The 19,153-nt window shown below is 66.7% G+C and carries 18 protein-coding genes; 4 read left to right on the forward strand and 14 right to left on the reverse strand.

Annotated features, from left to right (window positions below; all coding sequences use genetic code 11):
- Positions 1 to 130: 130 nt before the first annotated feature.
- The 9 genes from FV560_RS15960 to uvrC all read right to left on the reverse strand — a co-directional run bounded on the left by FV560_RS15960 (position 131) and on the right by uvrC (position 9,249).
- On the reverse strand, positions 131 to 481 hold the full coding sequence (locus tag FV560_RS15960) for an RNA polymerase-binding protein RbpA (RefSeq protein ID WP_159622551.1): 351 nt from the start codon (positions 479 to 481) through the stop codon (positions 131 to 133).
- Positions 482 to 499: 18 nt separating this feature from the next.
- A complete protein-coding gene (gene secG / locus FV560_RS15965) occupies positions 500 to 745 on the reverse strand; it encodes a preprotein translocase subunit SecG (RefSeq protein WP_159622552.1) in 246 nt (81 codons plus the stop codon).
- 145 nt (positions 746 to 890) lie between these two features.
- On the reverse strand, positions 891 to 1,685 hold the full coding sequence (tpiA, locus tag FV560_RS15970; protein ID WP_159622553.1) for a triose-phosphate isomerase: 795 nt from the start codon (positions 1,683 to 1,685) through the stop codon (positions 891 to 893).
- A gap of 34 nt (positions 1,686 to 1,719) precedes the next feature.
- Positions 1,720 to 2,919: a phosphoglycerate kinase gene (locus tag FV560_RS15975; protein ID WP_159622554.1), complete on the reverse strand. Its 1,200-nt coding sequence runs from the start codon at positions 2,917 to 2,919 to the stop codon at positions 1,720 to 1,722.
- Between the two features lie 88 nt (positions 2,920 to 3,007).
- Entirely contained in the window at positions 3,008 to 4,015 is a 1,008-nt protein-coding gene (gene gap, locus FV560_RS15980; protein WP_159622555.1) for a type I glyceraldehyde-3-phosphate dehydrogenase, read from the reverse strand.
- A gap of 192 nt (positions 4,016 to 4,207) precedes the next feature.
- Positions 4,208 to 5,188, reverse strand: coding sequence for a DNA-binding protein WhiA (gene whiA, locus FV560_RS15985; RefSeq protein ID WP_159622556.1), 981 nt, complete (start codon positions 5,186 to 5,188; stop codon positions 4,208 to 4,210).
- Between the two features lie 17 nt (positions 5,189 to 5,205).
- Positions 5,206 to 6,231 (reverse strand): gluconeogenesis factor YvcK family protein, encoded by a 1,026-nt coding sequence (locus tag FV560_RS15990; RefSeq protein ID WP_159622557.1) that lies wholly within the window; start codon positions 6,229 to 6,231, stop codon positions 5,206 to 5,208.
- Positions 6,228 to 7,166, reverse strand: coding sequence for an RNase adapter RapZ (gene rapZ, locus FV560_RS15995; RefSeq protein WP_159622558.1), 939 nt, complete (start codon positions 7,164 to 7,166; stop codon positions 6,228 to 6,230). Before rapZ ends, FV560_RS15990 begins: the two co-directional genes overlap by 4 nt.
- Before the next feature lie 100 nt (positions 7,167 to 7,266).
- A complete protein-coding gene (uvrC, locus tag FV560_RS16000; protein WP_159622559.1) occupies positions 7,267 to 9,249 on the reverse strand; it encodes an excinuclease ABC subunit UvrC in 1,983 nt (660 codons plus the stop codon).
- 33 nt (positions 9,250 to 9,282) lie between these two features.
- Between uvrC and FV560_RS16005 the strand changes: the two genes are divergently transcribed.
- A complete protein-coding gene (locus FV560_RS16005; protein ID WP_159622560.1) occupies positions 9,283 to 9,765 on the forward strand; it encodes an OsmC family protein in 483 nt (160 codons plus the stop codon).
- Positions 9,766 to 9,846: 81 nt separating this feature from the next.
- On the opposite strand, the gene uvrA is transcribed toward FV560_RS16005, so the two are convergent.
- Positions 9,847 to 12,807, reverse strand: coding sequence for an excinuclease ABC subunit UvrA (gene uvrA, locus FV560_RS16010; protein WP_159622579.1), 2,961 nt, complete (start codon positions 12,805 to 12,807; stop codon positions 9,847 to 9,849).
- Between the two features lie 192 nt (positions 12,808 to 12,999).
- Between uvrA and FV560_RS16015 the strand changes: the two genes are divergently transcribed.
- Genes FV560_RS16015 through FV560_RS16025 form a run of 3 tightly spaced genes read left to right on the forward strand, consistent with a single transcriptional unit; the run spans position 13,000 to position 14,425 of the window.
- A complete protein-coding gene (locus FV560_RS16015) occupies positions 13,000 to 13,410 on the forward strand; it encodes a VOC family protein (protein WP_159622561.1) in 411 nt (136 codons plus the stop codon).
- Complete coding sequence (locus FV560_RS16020; RefSeq protein WP_159622562.1) at positions 13,407 to 14,102, forward strand: MBL fold metallo-hydrolase; 696 nt, start codon at positions 13,407 to 13,409, stop codon at positions 14,100 to 14,102. Before FV560_RS16015 ends, FV560_RS16020 begins: the two co-directional genes overlap by 4 nt.
- A gap of 26 nt (positions 14,103 to 14,128) precedes the next feature.
- Positions 14,129 to 14,425 carry a YciI family protein gene (locus FV560_RS16025; RefSeq protein WP_159622563.1) on the forward strand — a complete coding sequence of 99 codons (297 nt, stop codon included), beginning with the start codon at positions 14,129 to 14,131 and terminating at the stop codon, positions 14,423 to 14,425.
- A gap of 124 nt (positions 14,426 to 14,549) precedes the next feature.
- Here FV560_RS16025 and FV560_RS16030 read toward each other — a convergent pair whose 3' ends face one another.
- The 4 genes from FV560_RS16030 to FV560_RS16045 form a co-directional block, all read right to left on the reverse strand.
- Positions 14,550 to 15,590, reverse strand: coding sequence for a TerC family protein (locus FV560_RS16030; protein WP_159622564.1), 1,041 nt, complete (start codon positions 15,588 to 15,590; stop codon positions 14,550 to 14,552).
- Between the two features lie 282 nt (positions 15,591 to 15,872).
- Positions 15,873 to 16,814 carry a class C sortase gene (locus tag FV560_RS16035; RefSeq protein ID WP_159622565.1) on the reverse strand — a complete coding sequence of 314 codons (942 nt, stop codon included), beginning with the start codon at positions 16,812 to 16,814 and terminating at the stop codon, positions 15,873 to 15,875.
- A gap of 121 nt (positions 16,815 to 16,935) precedes the next feature.
- Positions 16,936 to 18,549: a SpaH/EbpB family LPXTG-anchored major pilin gene (locus tag FV560_RS16040; protein ID WP_338049712.1), complete on the reverse strand. Its 1,614-nt coding sequence runs from the start codon at positions 18,547 to 18,549 to the stop codon at positions 16,936 to 16,938.
- Between the two features lie 80 nt (positions 18,550 to 18,629).
- Positions 18,630 to 19,153: MSCRAMM family protein (locus FV560_RS16045; RefSeq protein WP_159622567.1), on the reverse strand; the 524-nt coding region annotated here is incomplete at its 5' end.

The following is a 19,153-nucleotide window of genomic DNA, read 5'->3' on the forward strand; positions in this document are numbered from 1 at the left end:
CTCCCTCCTCCGCCTTGCGATGCACGCACTGGCTGCGTCGCTCGCGACGGCAGCCCTATCCGCGCGACCTCTAGGGGCACCGAAGACAGCCTCCGCGAAGCGCGTGCGCCGCCCCCGTTGCGTTCTCCGGTCAGCCGCCGCGGCGTGCGCGGAGAGCGGCCAGTGCCTCGTCCAGCAGGGCGGCGCCGTCCGCCTCGGTACGCCGCTCCTTCACATAGGCCAGGTGCGTCTTGTACGGCTCGTTCTTGGGGGCCTCGGGAGGGTTCTCCCGGTCCTGCCCGGCGGGGAGCCCGCACCGGGGACAGTCCCACGTCTCCGGGACGGCCAGGCCTTGCTCCTGCGCAAAGCTCGGGCGAGTCTCGTGCCCCGTCGCACACCAGTAGGAGACCCACACGCGTGGTGCGGACTCGCCTCGTTCTGCCTCACCCATCGGGCCCGCGCCTACGCGCGAGCCCCGGATTGCACTACCGCCACCTGCCATCGAGAACGTACTCCTTGCTCAGAACGTGAATCGCTGGATCAGACCGAGGAGAACGATCACGATTCCCCAGACGATCGCCGATCCGATCGTGATGCGGTTGAGGTTGCGCTCCGCCACGCCTGAGGACCCCAGGCTCGAGGAGATGCCACCGCCGAACATGTCGGAGAGCCCGCCTCCCTTTCCCTTGTGCATGAGGATGGAGAGCACCAGCATGAAACTGGTCAGCACCAGCAGCACCTGCAAGATGATCGTCAGTGCGGTCACGTGTGAGAGTTCTTTCCTCGTCGGGCGGGTCAGCACCGGTCCGCTGCGCCGGGACCGGCTGGGCCGAGTCTACGTGATCGGTGCGCGGCGATCGTCACCGCGCACCGATCACGCCTCGTGGCGAGCCTGCCGGCCCGCCGGATGGTCAGAGACCGACTGAGTGCGACTGGTAGCGCACGATGGCAGCGAACTCCTCGGCCTGCAGGCTTGCACCGCCCACCAGGGCACCGTCGACATCAGCCTGGGCCATGATCGACGCCACGTTGGAGGACTTGACCGATCCGCCGTAGAGCACGCGCACGGCGTCGGCCACGTCGCCGGAGTACAGTTCCGCGAGCCGGGCACGGATAGCAGCGCACACTTCCTGGGCGTCCTCCGGCGTCGCGACCTCACCGGTACCGATCGCCCAGACGGGCTCGTAGGCGATGACGACCTTGGCGGCGTCCTCGGCGGAGATGCCGGCAAGGGCGCCGTCGACCTGGGCGAGGGTGTAGGACACCTGCTCACCGGCCTGCCGCACGTCCAGGCCCTCACCCACGCAGATGATCGGCACGATGCCGCCAGCGAGGGCGGCCTTCGCCTTCGCACCCACGAGTGCATCGTCCTCGGCGTGGTGCTCCCGGCGCTCCGAGTGGCCCACGACGGCGTAGCTCACCCCGAGCTTGCTGAGCATGGTGGCGGACACCTCACCGGTGTAGGCGCCCTTCTCGTGGGCCGAGATGTCCTGCGAAGCGTAGCCGATCTCTAGCTTGTCGGCGTCCACCAGCGTCTGGACCGAACGCAGGTCCGTGAACGGCGGGCAGACGACGACCTCGACGCCTGCGAAGTCGTGCTTGGCGTCCTTGAGTGTCCAGGCAAGCTTCTGCACCAGGTGCGTGGCCTCGTGGTGGTCGAGATTCATCTTCCAGTTGCCCGCCATCAGCGGGGTACGTGCTGCCATGTGTCTGGCCTTTCCGTGAGGTGTCGTCGGCCGGTCAGTCGGCGAGAACGTCGATGCCGGGGAGCGTCTTGCCCTCGAGGTACTCCAGCGACGCACCGCCGCCGGTCGAGATGTGGCTGAAGCCGGACTCGTCGAAGCCGAGCCGGCGCACAGCTGCCGCTGAGTCACCGCCACCGACGATCGAGAACGCGCCACCCGCGGTCGCCTCGATCATCGCCTGCGCGACGGCCTTGGTGCCGCCTGCGAAAGCGGGGAACTCGAAGACACCCATGGGGCCGTTCCAGACGATCGTCTTGGCATCGGCGATCGAGGCAGCAAAGGCAGCGGCGGCGTCCGGTCCGATGTCCAGGCCCATCTGATCGGCGGGGATCGCATCCACCGCCACCACTGTTGCCGGGGAGTCGGCAGCGAACGCCGGAGCGACGACGATGTCGGTCGGAAGCACGATCTCCACGCCGCGCTCGGCAGCCGCGGCCAGGTAGCCCTTCACGGTCTCGATCTGGTCGGCCTCGAGGAGTGAGGAGCCGACAGAGTAGCCCTGTGCGGCGAGGAAGGTGAAGACCATCCCGCCTCCGATGAGCAACCGGTCAGCCTTGGTCAGCAGATTCTCGATCACACCCAGCTTGTCGGAGACCTTCGAACCTCCGAGCACGACGGCGTAGGGACGCTCGGGATTCTCGGTCGCGCGACTGAGTGCCTCGATCTCGGTCTGCACCAGTCCGCCGACGGCGTGCGGTAGCTCCAGTGCGACGTCGTAGACGCTGGCTTGCTTGCGGTGGACGACGCCGAAGCCGTCGGAGACGTAGGCATCGGCGAGGGCCGCCAGGTCGTCAGCCAAGGACGCGCGCTCGGCGTCGTCCTTCGAGGTCTCACGGGCATCGAAGCGGATATTCTCCAGCAGTACGACGTCACCGGGCTCCATCGCGGCGACCGCGGCCCGGGCCCCCTCACCGACGGTGTCGGAGGCGAGGGTGACGTGGGAGCCGAGCAGCTCGCCCAGCCGCTGGGCCACGGGCGCCAGCGAGAAGGCCGGGTCCGGAGAGCCCTTGGGGCGCCCGAGGTGAGCGGTGACGACGACCTTCCCGCCTGCCTCGGCGAGGCGACGGATGGTGGGCAGCGCGGCACGGATGCGGCCGTCGTCGGTGATGGTGGTGCCGTCGAGCGGCACGTTGAAGTCGGAACGGACGAGGACGCGCTTTCCGCGCAGCTCGCCGAGATCATCGATGGTCTTCATGGGTCTCCCTCGTCAACCGGGCAGGACTCGGCGCGCGACCGCGCCCGCGTACTCGGTGAGCACGCGGGCGCGGATCATGTGCGCTTGGTCAGAGCTTCTCGCCGACGTAGACGGTCAGGTCCACGAGACGGTTGGAGTAGCCCCACTCGTTGTCGTACCAGGACACGACCTTGACCTGGTCGCCGATCACCTTGGTCAGACCGGAGTCGAAGATGCTCGACGCCGGGTCGCCGGCGATGTCGGTGGAGACCAGCGGGTCGTCCGAGTAGACCAGGATGCCCTTGAGCGCCTCGGTGGCGGCGGCCTCCTTGATCGCGGCGTTGACCTCGTCCACGGTCACCTCACGGGAAGCGGTGAAGGTGAGGTCGGTGGCCGAACCGGTCGGCGTCGGCACACGCAGAGCGTAGCCGTCCAGCTTGCCGGCGAGGTGCGGCAGCACCAGGGAGACGGCCTTCGCTGCACCGGTGGAGGTGGGCACGATGTTCAGGGCCGCGGCGCGGGCGCGACGCGGGTCCTTGTGCGGACCGTCCTGCAGGTTCTGGTCGGCGGTGTAGGCATGCACCGTCGTCATCAGACCGCGCACGATCCCGAACTTCTCGTCCAGCACCTTGGCCAGCGGTGCCAGGCAGTTGGTGGTGCAGGAGGCGTTCGAGATGATGTGGTGGTTGGCCGGGTCGTACTCGGTGTGGTTCACACCGAGGACGAAGGTGGCGTCCTCGTTCTTCGCCGGAGCGGAGATGATGACCTTCTTCGCGCCGGCGTCCAGGTGGGCCTGGGCCTTCGTGGCATCGGTGAAGATCCCGGTGGACTCGATCACGATGTCCGCGCCGAGCTCGCCCCACGGCAGCGCGGACGGGTCGCGCTCGGCGAGCGCCTTGAAGGTCTTGTCGCCGACCGTGATCGACGTCTCGTCGAAGGACACCGACTGGTCGAGCTTGCCGAGAATCGAGTCGAACTTGAGCAAGTTGGCGAGTGCCTCGTTGCTCGTGAGGTCGTTGACACCGACGATCTCGATGTCAGCTCCGCTGGCCAGGGCGGCGCGGAAGAAGTTTCGTCCGATGCGGCCGAAGCCGTTGATACCGACGCGGATGGTCACGTTTTCCTCCTGGCGCGCTCGCTGCGCGCATAGCGTCTGGGGTGTCGGGGATTCGCGTGTCGCGAGGTCGGCCGCACCGAGGGCGACCGGGGAGGTCCGGTCCCGACGTGCGGGCGCGTACCTCGCCAGTAGTCAACGGTACACCCGCGGCGGGCAAAGGGGCGCCCACTGGGTCCTGCGGATGAACGACGTTCACATATCGAGCATGTCCTGGGTGAGGTTGCTCTCGGTGTCCGGGACACCGAGCTCACTCGCGCGCTTGTCGGCCATGGCCAGCAGGCGCCGGATCCGCCCGGCGACCGCGTCCTTGGTCAGCGGCGGCTCGGAGAGCTGACCGAGTTCCTCCAGGCTGGCTTGTTTGTGCTCGAGACGCAGTGTGCCCGCCTGGCGCAGGTGGTCGGGCATCTCGTCGCCGAGGATCTCGAAGGCGCGCTCCACCCGCGCCCCTGCCGCGACGGCTGCCTGCGCGGAACGACGCAAGTTGGCGTCGTCGAAGTTCGCGAGCCGGTTCGCCGTACCGCGCACCTCGCGCCGCATCCGGCGCTCCTCCCAGGCCATGACCGCATCGTGAGCTCCCATACGCGTGAGCATGGCGCTGATGGCGTCACCGTCGCGGATCACCACCCGGTCGACGCCCCGTACTTCACGGGCTTTGGCCTGGATGCCGAGCCGACGGGCTGCGCCGACGAGCGCCAGGGCCGCCTCCGGGCCCGGGCAGGTGACCTCCAGGGCCGAGGACCGGCCGGGCTCGGTCAGCGAGCCGTGGGCGAGGAACGCCCCTCGCCAAGCCGCGACGGCGTCACCGATGCTGGAGTTCACCACGTGCGGCGGCAGGCCACGCACGGGACGCCCGCGGGCGTCGAGCAGCCCTGTCTGCCGGGCAAGCTGCTCACCCCCGGCCACGACGCGCACCACGTACCTGTTGCCGCGGCGCAGGCCCCCACCGGAGACGACGATCACTTCACTGGCGTGACCGTAAACCTCCTGGATCGCCTGCCGCAGGCGACGGGCCGTGATGCCGGCATCGACCTCCGCCTCCACCACCGGTCGCCCGGCGATGATGTGCAGCCCACCCGCGAAACGGAGGGTTGCGGCGACCTCGGCCTTCCTGGCGGAGAGCTTGTCGATCTTCAGACGGGCCAGCTCGTCCTTCACATCGGCGGTCAGAGACATGAGCGCCATCCTGCCATTCATCCTGACCTCTCCCCTACGTCGCCAAGGAACTGTTCGAACGCGTCACGATAGGCCCCCGCGAGCCTGAGCGTGTCGTGACGCGCAGTGCCGTCACCCTCACTGACCTGCCGGAGCAGCAACTGTGCACCGGCCGTGGCGGCACACGTCGCGAGATCGTCGATGTCCTCCACGGCTGTCGGGTCTGCCACCACCACGTCCAGGTGAAGGTCGGGGGCCAGGTCATGCAGCGATCGCAAATGGTCCGCTGCGCTGAACCCGGAGGTCTCACCCAACTGGGCGGACAGGTTCAGGGTGAGGCCGATGCGGGCCGACGTGGTGTGCAACGCCTCGGCCAGCTCAGGGACGAGCAGGTGCGGCATCACCGACGTGTACCAGGATCCCGGGCCCAGGATCACCCAGTCGGCTTCCATGACGGCGGCCACTGCCTCCGGATGCGCCGGCGGTTCACCCGGGATCAGACGGACCCGCTCCACCCGGCCGGCCGTCACTGCTACCCGGCTCTGACCGCGAACCAGGGCACGGTGGGCGAACTCGCCGCTACCGTGAACCACGTCCGCCTCGATGTCGAGCGGTACCGCCGCCATCGGTAGCACCCGGCCCTTCGCGCCGAGGAGCTGGCCGATGAGGTCCAGGCCGGACACCTGGTCGCCGAGCAGTTCCCAGACGGTCGCGATGAGCAGGTTGCCCACAGCATGACCGTCGAGTGAGCCCCCTGAACTGAACCGGTGTTGCAGGACGTCCCGCCACGTGTGACCCCAGTCGGACTCGTCGCACAACGCCGACAGCGCCATCCGCAGATCGCCGGGGGGTAGCACGCCGAGCTCTTGGCGCAGCCGGCCGGACGAGCCACCATCGTCGGCGACGGTCACGACGGCGGTGAGCGCCGTCGTGACGTGCCTCAGGGCTCCGAGCGTGGCAGCCAGGCCGTGGCCGCCGCCGAGCGCCACAACGCGAGGGCGCCGTTCTCGGCCGCTGTATCCCCCGGTGGGATGCCACCCGGTGGGAGGTGTGAGCAGGTTCATTCGCGGCCCAGATCCCGGTGCACCGTCCGTACGACGCGGCCTTGGCCGCGCAATGCCGTCGCGATGGCCTCGGAGATGGCGACGGACCGATGCTTGCCGCCCGTACAGCCGACAGCGATCGTGACATAGGGCTTCTGCTCCTGGACGTACCCGTCGAGTACCGGTTCGATCGCAGCCACCCACCGGCCGACGAACTCCTCGGCGCCTGGCAAACCGAGGACGTAGTCGCGGACCGGTTCGTCCTTGCCGGTCAGGTGCCGCAGCTCGGTGACCCAGTACGGGTTCTTCAGGAAGCGCACATCCACGACGTGATCGGCATCGAGCGGGAGGCCGTACTTGAACCCGAAGGAGACCGTCGTGATACGCAGGTCGGGCTGGACGTCACTGACCACCAGGTCCCGGACGGCGCGGGCGAGGTCGTGCACGGAGAGATCGCTGGAGTCCAGGGTCACGTCAGCCCGGGATCGTAGATGCGTCAGCAGCCGGCGTTCTTCGGCGATGCCGTCCAGCATCCGGCCATCGCCTTGGAGGGGATGGGGCCGTCGCACCTGCTCGAAGCGTCGCACCAGCACCTCGTCTGTGGCGTCGAGAAAGACGATGCGATAGGTGATCTGGGCGCTGCGGAGATCGTCGAGCACCTGGACCAGGTCGGAGAAGAACTCCCGTGAACGCACGTCCACCACGGCCGCCAGCCGGCGCACGCCACCGTCGGCCTGGGTCATCATCCCGGCCAGTGCCATGAGCATCTTGGGTGGCAAGTTGTCCACGACGTACCAGTCGAGGTCCTCCAGCACCGCCGCGGTGCGGCTTCGTCCGGCACCCGACATTCCGGTGATCAGCAGGATCTCCGGCCGGTCGTCGACCTGGGGTGGTGCGCTCTCCTCCAGGAGTGGGATGCCGTAGGGCACGGTCGAGGGCTGATCCGGGTCGGTCACGTCGTGGTCCTCATCTCCCGGTCGCTCGCACTCATGGTCCAAGGATGGCACGTGGGCGCTGGTTGCGCCGAGGCGTCCGGTCGCGCGAAGGTCGACCGGGTCACGACTGGTGCAGGTGAGCGGCGATCGCCTGCGCGAGCGCCGGCCCGATGCCGTGCACCCGTGCGATCTCCTCCGGCTCCGCCGCGCGCAGCGCCCGGACGGAGCCGAACTCCTTCAGCAGGGCCGACTGCCTGCTCGGCCCCAGACCTGGAACCGAGTCCAGGGCCGACCGGGTCATCCCGTGGCCGCGCCGCTTGCGGTGGTGCGTGATGGCGAACCGGTGCGCCTCGTCCCGCAGCCGTTGCAGCAGGAACAACCCGTCGCTCGTGCGCGGAAGCACCGCGGGGTAGTCCTCCCCGGGCAGCCACACCTCTTCGAGCCGCTTCGCGAGGCCGACGACGGAGACGTCGGTGATGCCGAGGTCCGCCAGCGCCTGGTGTGCCGCTGAGACCTGGGGAGCTCCGCCGTCGACGACCACAAGCTGCGGAGGGTAGGCGAACCGGCGCTTCTCGCGGCGTCCGGCAGAACCTGCCTCGACCTGCTCGCCGTCCTCGACGGCGTCGAGTTCGTCGGCGCTCATCCCGTCTCGTTCGGCAAGATAGCGGCGGAAACGCCGGGTCAGCACCTCGTTCATGGCCTCGGTGTCGTCTCGCGCACCGTGGCCCTCGGGTCCACGCACCACGAAGTGGCGGTACTCACTCTTGCGGGGGATGCCGTCCTCGAAGACGACCATCGAGCCCACCTGCTCGGTGCCGGCGGTGTGGGAGATGTCGTAGCACTCGATCCGCAGCGGGGACTCCGGGAGCCCCAGATGCTCGGTGAGTTCGGACAAGGCCGCCGACCGGGCCGTCAGATCTCCCGCACGCCGGGTCTTGTGCAGTGCGAGCGCCTGCGTCGCATTCTGGTGCACGGTCTCGGCCAGGGCTCTCTTGTCCCCGCGCTGGGCCACGTAGACGCGAACGGCGGCACCGCGGATCCCCCGCAGCCACGCCTCGATCTCGGTGTGGTTCTCCGGCAGCACCGGGACGACGACCTCTTTCGGGACGGCTTCGGTCCCGGCGGCGACACCGGTGCCGGCTTCCTCTGCTGTGCCGGCAGTCTCGGCCAGGTCGCCGTAGACCTGTTCCAGCAGGCGTTCGACCAGCTCGGCATCGCTGACGTCTTCCACACGTTCGGTCACCCAACCACGCTGGCCGCGGATACGTCCGCCCCGCACGTGAAAGACCTGCACGGAGGCTTCGAGCTCATCGGCGGCCATCGCGAAGACGTCGGCGTTGGTGCCGTCGGGCAGCACGACGGCGTTCTTCTCCACCACTCGCCGCAACGCGGCGAGATCGTCCCGTAGCCGGGCCGCGCGTTCGAAGTCGAGCTCGGCGGAAGCCTGCTTCATCTCCTGCTCGATGTGGGTCACGGCACGGCCGGTCTCCCCCGCCATGAAGGAGCAGAAGTCCTCCGCGAGATCGCGATGCTCCTCCGGACTGATCCGCCCCACGCACGGGGCCGAGCACTTGTCGATGTAGCCGAGCAGGCACGGGCGCCCGGTCTGCTCGGCCCGCTTGTAGACGCCCTTGGAACAGGACCTGATCGGGAAGACGCGCAACAGCAGGTCCACGGTCTCCCTGATCGCCCAGGCATGCGAGTAGGGGCCGAAATACCGAGTGCCTCGTCGCTTCTTGCCGCGCATCACCTGTACCCGTGGGATCTCCTCGCCCATCGTGACGGCGAGATAGGGGTAGGACTTGTCGTCGCGGTACTTGACGTTGAACCGCGGGTCGTACTCCTTGATCCAGGAGTACTCGAGCGCGAGCGACTCCACCTCGGTAGCGACCACCGTCCACTCCACCGATGCCGCTGTGGTCACCATCTGAGCGGTGCGAGGGTGGAGCGCTGCGACGTTCTGGAAGTAGTTGCTCAGTCGCGCCCGCAGGTTCTTCGCCTTGCCGACGTAGATCACCCTGCGGTGTGCGTCCCGGAACCGGTACACCCCCGGCGAGGTGGGAATCTCACCCGGTCTGGGGCGGTATGTGGAAGGGTCGGCCATGCCGACCAGGGTAGTTCGCGCTAGCGTTGCTCCATGGGACCCCTGCACACGTATCAAGTCAACGTCGACTGGACCGGAGCCGGTGAGACGGGCACCGAGTCCTACACGTCCTACGGCCGTGACCACATCGTGACGATCGAGGGAAAGCCGGACCTTCCCGGTTCAGCCGATCCTGCCTTCCGTGGCGACAGCACCCGCTACTCACCGGAGGAGTTGTTCGTCGCGGCGCTCTCCCAGTGCCACCTGTTGTGGTTTCTTCACCGCGCCGCTGTGGCCGGAGTGGTCGTCACGGGGTACACCGACCGAGCCACCGGCACGATGCGGGTGGAGACTGCCGGCGCGGGGCAGTTCACCGAGGTGACGCTTCACCCACGCGTCACAGTCGCCCACGACGTGGGTGAGGAGGTGATCGCCGACCTGCACCAGCAAGCGCACGACCATTGCTTTATCGCCCGGTCGGTGAACTTCCCGGTGCGGCTCGTCCCGGCAACCACACGGATCGCCGAACCCGCCTAGCAGCGGCCGCTACTCCCCCGCCTTCGACCGTTGCGTCGGGATTCCGACTGTTGAGTGCGGCTGCGGTGGGTGCGTGTCTACCTAGGCGCTCTCACGCTTGGCCCGGGCGGCCCTCGCCGATCGTCGCGCCGAACGTGCCTTGGGCTTGCCCAGCGGAGCCACCGCGGTCACCGGACGTAGCGCTGGAACCGCATCCGTACCCAGGATCTCGGCGAGGAATCGCCCGGTGTGCGAGGCAGCGATACGCGCGACCTCTTCCGGGGTTCCCTCGGCCACCACAGTTCCGCCGCCGGAGCCGCCTTCGGGACCCATGTCGATGACCCAGTCGGCATTCTTGATCACGTCGAGGTTGTGCTCGATCACGATCACGGTGTTGCCCTTCTCCACGAGTCCCTGCAACACGGCCATCAGGCGACTGATGTCCTCGAAGTGCAGACCTGTGGTGGGTTCATCGAGGACGTACACGGTACGGCCGGTCGAACGCTTCTGGAGCTCTGAGGCGAGTTTGACGCGCTGAGCCTCGCCACCGGAGAGTGTCGGCGCGGGCTGGCCCAGTCGGACGTAACCCAGACCGACATCGACGAGCGTGTGCAGGTGCCGGGCGATCGACGGAACGGCAGAGAAGAACTCCGCTGCCTCCGAGATGGGCATGTCCAGCACCTCGGCCACGGTCTTGCCCTTGTAGTGCACCTCAAGTGTTTCCCGGTTGTACCGGGCGCCGTGACACACCTCGCACGGAACGTACACATCCGGGAGGAAGTTCATCTCGATCTTCAGCGTGCCATCGCCCGAGCACGCCTCGCAGCGTCCTCCCTTGACGTTGAAAGAGAACCGGCCCGGGGTGTAGCCGCGAACCTTCGCCTCCTGTGTCTGAGCGAACAGCTTGCGCATGTGGTCCCACACGCCGGTGTAGGTCGCCGGATTCGACCGTGGTGTACGCCCGATCGGGCTCTGATCGACATGGACTACCTTGTCGAGCTGCTCCAGACCGGTGACCCGCTTGTGCCGGCCGGGCACGTGCTTGGCGCCGTTGAGCTCGTTGGCGAGCACGTTGTAGAGGATGCCGTTCACCAGCGTGGACTTCCCCGAACCCGACACACCGGTCACTGCCGTGAGGGTTCCCAGCGGGAAGGAGACGTCCACACCTTGCAGGTTGTTCTCACGTGCGCGGTGGACCGTGACCCAGCGCCCCTTCTCCGGCTGACGACGGTGGCTGGGGATGGCGATGCTGCGTCGCCCGGCGAGGTAGGCGCCGGTGAGCGACTCCTCGGAGGCCAGTAGGCCCGCATAGTCGCCGGAGTGGACGATGTGGCCACCGTGCTCTCCGGCGCCGGGGCCGATGTCCACGATCCAGTCCGCCGACCGGATCGTGTCCTCATCGTGTTCGACCACGATGAGCGTATTACCGAGGTCACGCAGGCGGGTGAGCGTCTCGATGAGACGCCGGTTGTCACGCTGGTGCAGGCCGATACTCGGTTCGTCCAGCACATAGAGCACACCGACGAGGCCGGAGCCGATCTGGGTGGCGAGGCGGATACGTTGGGCTTCGCCACCGGAGAGCGTTCCGGCCGGGCGCGACAGCGAGAGGTAGTCGAGGCCCACGTCGAGCAGGAACCCGAGACGAGCGTGGATCTCCTTCAGTACCTGGCCCGCGATCGCGGCCTCCCGCTCGCCGAGCTCCAGCCCGTCCAGGAATCGCTTCGCCTCGTCGATCGCCAGGAAGCAGACATCAGCGATCGACTTGCCGCCGACCGTGACAGCGAGCACCTCGGGCTTGAGCCGCGCACCCTGACAGGTCGGGCACGGCACCTCGCGCATGTACTCCTCGTACTTCTCCCGCGACCACTCCGACTCGGTCTCGGAATGACGCCGCTGGAGGAACGAGATCACACCCTCGAAGCCGGTCGAGTACGACCGCTCCCGGCCCCACCGGTTCTTGTACCGCACATGGACTTTGTGATCCTTGCCGTGCAGCACGGCTTCCTTGGCACGGGCCGGTAGCGCCCGCCACGGGGTGTCGACCGAGAACCCGAGATCCTCCCCCAGGGCCACCAGCACCCGGTCGAAGTACTGCGCGTTCGCCCCGGCCCACGGTGCCACCGCTCCCTCGGCGAGCGTGAGGTCGTCATCGGGGATCACCAGTTCCGGGTCGACCTCCAGGCGCGTCCCGATCCCGGTGCAATCCGGGCATGCTCCGTAGGGCGCGTTGAAGGAGAACGTCCGTGGCTCCATCTCCTCCAGGGCGAGCGGATGATCGTTCGGGCAGGCCCGCTTCTCGGAGAAGCGACGCGTGCGCTCCGGATCCTCGGGGTCGAGGTCGACGAAGTCGGCCACAACCAGCCCCTCAGCCAGGCCGAGCGCAGTCTCCACCGAGTCCGTGAGTCGCTGGCGGATGTTCTCCCGCACGACGAGGCGGTCGACCACCACGTTGATGGTGTGCTTGAGCTTCTTCTCCAGCACGGGCGGCTCGCTCAGCTGCACGAGCTCGCCATCGACGATGGCACGTGCAAATCCTCGCGACTGCAGATCCTTGAACAGATCGGCGTACTCTCCCTTGCGCCCGCGCACGACCGGAGCGAGCACCTGGAACCGTGTGCCCTCCGGCTTGGCTCGCAACCGGTCGACGATCTGCTGCGGGGTCTGGGCCACGATCTGTTCGCCGCACTGGGGGCAGTGCTGGGTTCCCGCACGAGCGAACAGCAGGCGCAGGTAGTCGTAGACCTCAGTGATCGTTCCGACGGTCGATCGCGGGTTCCGGTTGGTCGACTTCTGGTCGATCGACACCGCAGGCGACAGGCCCTCGATGAAGTCCACGTCGGGCTTGTCCATCTGGCCCAGGAACTGGCGCGCATAAGCGGACAAGGACTCGACGTACCGTCGCTGCCCCTCGGCGAATATCGTGTCGAAGGCCAGCGACGACTTCCCGGACCCCGAGAGTCCGGTGAACACGATGAGGCCGTCGCGGGGGAGGTCGATGCTGACGTTCTGGAGGTTGTGCTCGCGGGCTCCGCGCACGAGGAGGGTGTCACTCACGCCCGCCATGGTATGCCGCACCACCGACATCGTACAAGCGTTCGAGGTGCTTCGTGTGCGATCCCACGTTGCACCGCATGCATGATGGCCCCCGACGGACATGTCGGAGGTACCCAGGCGAGGTGGCGATGTCACTGACTGTCGATGACAAGTCATTAACGGGCCGATGGCCTGTCGGCGGTAGATGCCACACTCCCTGTCATGGACCAACGCCTGAGCCTCGTGACTCTCGTCGTCGCCGATCTCGACGTCTCCCGCGCCTTCTACATCGATGGCCTCGGCTGGCAACCCGAGGTCGATGTCCCCGGAGAAGTGCTGATGATCCGCGTCGGGGACCGCCTGCTGCTGTCGCTATGGCACCGTGATCACGCCGAGGCCGAGATCGGCCCCGTCTCCCGTACAGGCACTCCCCCGGTCACGCTCGCCCACAACGTATCCGAACCCGCGCAGGTAGACGGCATCCTGGAACTCGCTGAACGTGCCGGCGCCCGGATCGGCCAGGCGGCGTGGCGGAGCTGGGGTGGGTACTCCGGCTATGTCATCGACCCGGATGGGTTCCGATGGGAGGTTGCGGTCAACCCCACCGAGTTGGGTGAGAGCCTGCTGCCATGACGACAGGTCTCACGGAGGACCCCGATCCGGTGGACCCGGCACACGTCGAGCAGGGCGGGGCCGCACTGTGCTGGCGGCGTGGTGACCTCGAGATCCGTAAGGCCAGCGTTTCCCCGCAGGACAACAACGCCTACCTGCTCACCGATCGCGAATTGGGTGACCAGCTCCTGATCGACGCCGCCGACGATGCCGGCCGCGTGCTCGATCTCGTCGAAGCGGCCCGTCCAGGCGGTCGCCTGATGGGCGTGGTCACCACGCACCGCCACTGGGACCACCATCGCGCGCTACGGCAGGTGATTGCGACGACGGGCGCCGCTGTCCTCGCCGGCGCTCAGGATGCCGACCACCTCCCCGTTCCCGTCACACGCCGACTGCGCCACGGCGAGCCGATCGAGATCGGCAGGTTCCACCTGAGAGTGATCGGGCTCCGGGGTCACACGCCCGGTTCGGTCGCTCTGGCGTGGCAGGATCCCGACGGCGTGGCCTGGCTCTTCAGTGGCGATAGCCTCTTCCCCGGTGGCCTCGGAAGAACCCACTCGGCTGAAGACTTCGCGACGCTATTCACCGACGTCACCAGCCGGGTTTTCGATGTGTTCGACGACTCCACCCTGGTGCACCCGGGGCACGGGGACAGCACCACACTCGGTGCCGAGCGCCCCCACCTTCGCACCTGGCGGGCACGAGGGTGGTGATCGGGCACCGCAGGTACGCTGCACGCATGAGGACATTCGCCGTCGAGTACGTCTACGACACCACGCGGACCGCTGACATCGATGCACTCCGGCCCGAGCACCGCGAGTTCCTGAATGGACTTGCCGAGGCCGGTACGGTACTCGCGTCCGGGCCGTGGTTGGACAATGCCGCACCTGGCGCCCTGCTGCTGGTCTCAGCCGAGGACGACGCTCAGGTCAAGCAGATCCTGGACGCCGATCCCTTTCACCGCGCCCACCTGATCTCCCACCGCAAGGTCCGGGCATGGAACCCCGTGATCGGAGCGTTCGCAGACCGGACCTGACGAGCGCACGTCGCACGCGCAAGCCACGGACAGGCCAGTCGGCAGTGGCCGCGAGTCCGGCCGTGTATGCCGGCTCCCGCATGGCAGAACGCTGAGCGATTCAGCGACCCCCGTCGCCCAACGACTAGTGGGGCTCGCCGTCGTCCTCGCCGGCCGCTGTCGACGCTTCTTCCGCTGGTGCCGTGACCTCGGCCGCCGCAGCGGCCCTGCGCCCGGCAAGCAGCGAGGTCACGGTGGTGACCGTCAGGATGCCGACGATCACGATCAAGGAGACGTAGGTGTTGACCTCCGGGATCACGTGCCACTCCTGCCCACCGTTGATGAACGGCACCTCGTTCTCGTGCAGGGCGTGGATCACCAGCTTCGCCCCGATGAAAGCGAGGATCGCGGCCAGTCCGTAGTTGAGGTAGACGAGCCGGTCGAGCAGGCCGTCGATGAGGAAGTACAACTGCCGCAGGCCGAGCAGCGAGAAGGCGTTGGCCGCGAAAATCAGGAACACTTCCTGAGTGAGGCCGAAGATCGCCGGGATGGAGTCGACGGCGAACAGGATGTCGGCGCTACCGATGGCGAGGATCACGATGAACATCGGCGTCACGTGCATCCGGCCGGAGGAGCGGGTGAACATCTTGTCGTCGACGTAACCCTCCGTCGTCGGGAAGACGCGGCGCACCAACCGCAATGCGGCGTTCTCCTTGAACTCCTCGTCCTCCTCGGACTTCCTCACCTGCGTGATGGCCGTGTAGATGAGGAAGGCACCAAAGATGTAGAACACCCAAGCGAACTCATTGACGATCGCGGCTCCGAGCACGATGAACAAGGTGCGCAGCACGAGAGCGATCACGATGCCGATCAGCAGCACCTTCTGCTGGTACTTCCGTGGCACGCGGAAACTCGCCATGATCAGCACGAAGACAAACAGGTTGTCCACCGAGAGCGACTTCTCCGTGATGTAGCCGGAGAAGTACTGGAGCCCGTAGTCCGATCCCCACTCGAGCAGCACGAATCCGCCGAATACGAGCGCGATCAACACGTAGCCCGCCGACCAGAGGCCCGCTTCCTTCAGCGACGGTGCGTGGGCTTTGCGCACGTGGCCCACGAAGTCGACGACGAGCATCGCGACGATAAGACCAACGGTGGCCAGCCATGCCCAGAGTGGGACATCCATACGTAAACCTCCGGTGAGTTGGGTGTGCACCGGAGGTCTCCCCCACCGCTGGTGGGCCGATGACGCCGAGACGAACTGGCTCGCCTGTACTGACGACGTCACCGCTTAAGGGGTACTCCCCTCCTAGACCACTGAGCATACACGGACTTCTGGGGTGACCCCGGCTTCCGAAGCTGCGTGCTCACAAGGAGCAGTGATGCCCGGGAAGGCATCTGGGTGCACGGCGATGTCGCAGCAGGAGTGCTCCACCATCACGGCAATCTCACCGTTGACGGCGTGCAGTCATCGGTCTCCAGCGACGGGCGATGGGAGTTGACCGGCGGTCGCGTGGTCCGGTCGTTGGTGTGCACGGACGCGTCCTCCCCACCAGAGGTAGAGGCTGATGAGGGTGAGGGAGGTGAGGTAGAGGATGAGCCACCAGGGGAAGGCGGGCGGGGCGGCGGGTGTGGTCGCGGCGGTGATGTCTTCGTCGGGGGTGGGGGTGATGCGTTCGCCTGTGACGAGGATGCGGTGGCTGTTGACCCCTAGTGGGGTGCAGGTGACGAGGGTGACCAGGTCGCGGCCTGCTTCTTGGCGGAGTGATTCGGTGTCTTCGGGTGCTACGACTTGGGTGGTCATCACTTGGTAGGTGAGGATCTCGCCGAAGGTGTTGATGGTGAAGGTGTCGCCTTGCTCGACTTGGTCGAGGTGGGTGAACAGGGTGGCTTCGGGCAGGCCCCGGTGTGCGGTGAGGGTGGAGTGGGTGCTTTCACCACCGACGGGGAGTGAGGTTCCTTGCAGGTGTCCGACTCCCTGTTCCAGGGTGGGCATGCTGGTGCCGTGGTAGATCGGCAGGTCGACGTCGATGGCTGGGATCTGGATGCGTGCCATGATCCCGGTCTCGGTGGAGAGCATCGACCAGTAGTCGTAGTCACTGGTGCCTGATGTGCCTTCTCCCTGGGGCACGTTCGCATTCGCTGCCAGTACGGCCCCGCTGGAGAGATCACTGTTGTAGGCGTGGGCCTGGTTCAGTTGTTCTTCGGCGCTGGGGATCGCGTCGTTGACTGATTCGTCGTAGCGTTCGATCACCTGTGTCTGGTTCAGTGCGAACACCCAGCTTGCTGCGCTGGGGTAGGTCACGGCACTCACGCCCAGGACCGCGATCACTGCTGAGACGATCAGGGGGACGCTGGCGCGCCATCGTCTGGGCTTGGCCATGCGGTGGCGGGATGGGTGCGCGGGCATCTCAGCATTCCTTCGTCTCAGACAACGGTAGCGGAGCGGGTGCCCCCTGGTCTTGGGGCCACCCGCTCCGCTACCTCGTCCTCTCGCGCTACCGGGTGGTTCAGCGCGCACTCAACACTGTTCAGGCTGACTCGGCGCCCTGGCGACGCTTGCGCACCACGAGCAGTCCGCCACCGAGGGCGATTCCCAGCAGCGCGATACCCGACAGGGTCAGCAGGACCTGTCCCTGCGAACCGGTCAGCGGCAGGCCGGGGACCAGCTGCTGGTCGTTCTCGATGGTGAACGTCGCGGTCGTGGCGGTCTCGCCCGGGGTGATGTTCACCGCGGTCAGAGCCGCGTCTCCGGTGGGCAGCACGTACCCGGCCGGCGCGACGGTCTCTTCGAGGATGTAGCACCGGTTGGTCACATCATCGTTGGAGTCACCAACCCACAGGCCCGGCACCGCGATCGAACCATCAGCAGCCGAAGTCACCGTCGCCACCGGGCTCTGCCCGTCGATATCAGCGGTGGTCACCGGACCACAGGTGCCGTCGGTGTCGGTGGTGTAGTACACGCTGAACTCAGCGCCACCGAGCAGGTTCGACCCGGACGCGTCGCTCTTCTCACCGAGCAGGTTGCCCCACCGGGTCACGACCTCGGGAGTCGGGTTCTCGCCGCCCTCACCATCACCATCGAGGTCGAGATCGTTGATGTTCACGAACGCCTGGTTCGTGATGACACCATTCGAGTTCGCGGTGGTGTTGAAGTCCACCGTCAAAGTGTCACCCGCAGCGATCGTGGCCAACGCACCCGTCAGAGTCACGGTGATCACATCACCAGTGGTGTCCAGGGTGTAGTCACTGTCCAGGACCAACGGCGTGCCATTGATGCTGACCACGACCGACCCCGCGACCAGGTCAAGCTTGTCGTCCAGGGTGTCAGTGACGGTGACCTTGGTGTAATCCTCACCGGCCGGCAGAGCGGGGATCACCTGCGAGATCGAGAACCCGATCTCATCACCGAGGACCACACCATTGCTCGGCTGGTCATCGATGGTCTTGTCCGGCGCCTCGGCCCGGATGTTCTTGGGGTAGACGTTCACGTCGTACTCCCACATCCCGGTGTTGTCCGCCCCACCATTCTCATCAGCAGGAGTCGGGACCGTCACGATGAACGGATCACCCATCGTCACACCCGCCGGAGCATCGGTCTCGGTCACCAGGTAAGCACCCACCGCAAGACCCGTGAAGGTCGCGATACCCGCAGCATCAGTCACCAGCGACGTGCAGTTGGACAGCCCGAAATCGGTCGTGCCGTCCACGCCAGCCTCGGTCCCCGTCAACGCGGAACCGTCACTGCTGAGGGCGTCGATGCCGCCCACCTGGTCCCAGCCAAGATTGGAGGTATCACCCAGAGAGGTGACATTACCGATCTCACACACCTCGAAGGTGACATCCGCCAACGGAGCCGACGTCGGGTCAGTGCCCGTTCCCGACGGGTCCTGCGCACCATCATCGGGATAGGTGTACTTGTGTACAGTCAACGAGCCGACCACCGAATCATCAACCGGACCCGGCACCGGAGCAGCCATCGCTGCAGTGCCGCTCAGGACCACGCCCGCGACACCCACCGACAACGCCGCCACGCCAGCAAGAGCACGACGCCCTCGCCCAACAGCCTGCGAATTGTTCACCATGGGGGATTCACTTTCTCTTTCTCGGGAATCACGACGCGGCGCGACGTGAAATCTCACCATCAATGTGGGATTGTTTCATCGGGAGTGACAGGTTCTCAATTGCGCCTACGCTGACGCAATTGCACCGACCCACCGGTCATTCAATGAGCGAAACGATTGTTGCGACGATGCCAGAACGTGAGACCGGCCGCCATCAACAAGAGCATGATTCCTGCGAGTGAATAGTGGTCCGAACCCCAACCACCCGTGAGCGGAATCGTGGGGACCTCCTGCTGCTCGTTGACAACGTCGGCAAGAACTGTCGCCTGCGTCGAGGCGGCGACTGTCACGAGAATCGGTGTGCTATCCAAGACGTAGCCCACCGGAGCACGTGTCTCAACTAGCTGGTACTCCCCTGGGGTCAGGCCTTCGACCAGCAGACTCCCGGGTGTGGGATCGACGTCACCGCCCGTGCACGGGCTTTCGCCACAGTCCGCGATCGCGAGAGGTTCGCCCACAGCTGTCCCCGAACCGTCAACCGCGGTGAGCTCCCATTCCGAGCCGGCGAGCATATTTGGAATCCCGGATGCGTCGACCTTGTTCCACTGCAACGCAGCACCGGGTACGAATCCGAAGTCCAGCGACGGGTCACGGTCACCATCCTGGGTCAGATCACCACTGGTGG

The sequence above is a fragment of the Ruania rhizosphaerae genome (assembly GCF_009805705.1).
GTDB lineage: Bacteria > Actinomycetota > Actinomycetes > Actinomycetales > Beutenbergiaceae > Ruania > Ruania rhizosphaerae.

Bases quoted from the DNA above. Each gene is read 5' to 3' on its own strand.
- FV560_RS15990 (WP_159622557.1), bottom strand. From the start codon at position 6,231: ATGAACCTGCTCACACCTCCCACCGGGTGGCATCCCACCGGGGGATAC.
- whiA (WP_159622556.1), bottom strand. From the start codon at position 5,188: ATGTCTCTGACCGCCGATGTGAAGGACGAGCTGGCCCGTCTGAAGATC.
- FV560_RS16005 (WP_159622560.1), top strand. From the start codon at position 9,283: ATGGGACCCCTGCACACGTATCAAGTCAACGTCGACTGGACCGGAGCC.
- FV560_RS16030 (WP_159622564.1), bottom strand. From the start codon at position 15,590: ATGGATGTCCCACTCTGGGCATGGCTGGCCACCGTTGGTCTTATCGTC.
- FV560_RS16035 (WP_159622565.1), bottom strand. From the start codon at position 16,814: ATGCCCGCGCACCCATCCCGCCACCGCATGGCCAAGCCCAGACGATGG.
- FV560_RS16025 (WP_159622563.1), top strand. From the start codon at position 14,129: ATGAGGACATTCGCCGTCGAGTACGTCTACGACACCACGCGGACCGCT.
- FV560_RS16040 (WP_338049712.1), bottom strand. From the start codon at position 18,549: ATGGTGAGATTTCACGTCGCGCCGCGTCGTGATTCCCGAGAAAGAGAA.
- FV560_RS16020 (WP_159622562.1), top strand. From the start codon at position 13,407: ATGACGACAGGTCTCACGGAGGACCCCGATCCGGTGGACCCGGCACAC.
- FV560_RS15975 (WP_159622554.1), bottom strand. From the start codon at position 2,919: ATGAAGACCATCGATGATCTCGGCGAGCTGCGCGGAAAGCGCGTCCTC.
- FV560_RS16015 (WP_159622561.1), top strand. From the start codon at position 13,000: ATGGACCAACGCCTGAGCCTCGTGACTCTCGTCGTCGCCGATCTCGAC.
- uvrC (WP_159622559.1), bottom strand. From the start codon at position 9,249: ATGGCCGACCCTTCCACATACCGCCCCAGACCGGGTGAGATTCCCACC.
- tpiA (WP_159622553.1), bottom strand. From the start codon at position 1,685: ATGGCAGCACGTACCCCGCTGATGGCGGGCAACTGGAAGATGAATCTC.
- FV560_RS15960 (WP_159622551.1), bottom strand. From the start codon at position 481: ATGGCAGGTGGCGGTAGTGCAATCCGGGGCTCGCGCGTAGGCGCGGGC.
- uvrA (WP_159622579.1), bottom strand. From the start codon at position 12,807: ATGGCGGGCGTGAGTGACACCCTCCTCGTGCGCGGAGCCCGCGAGCAC.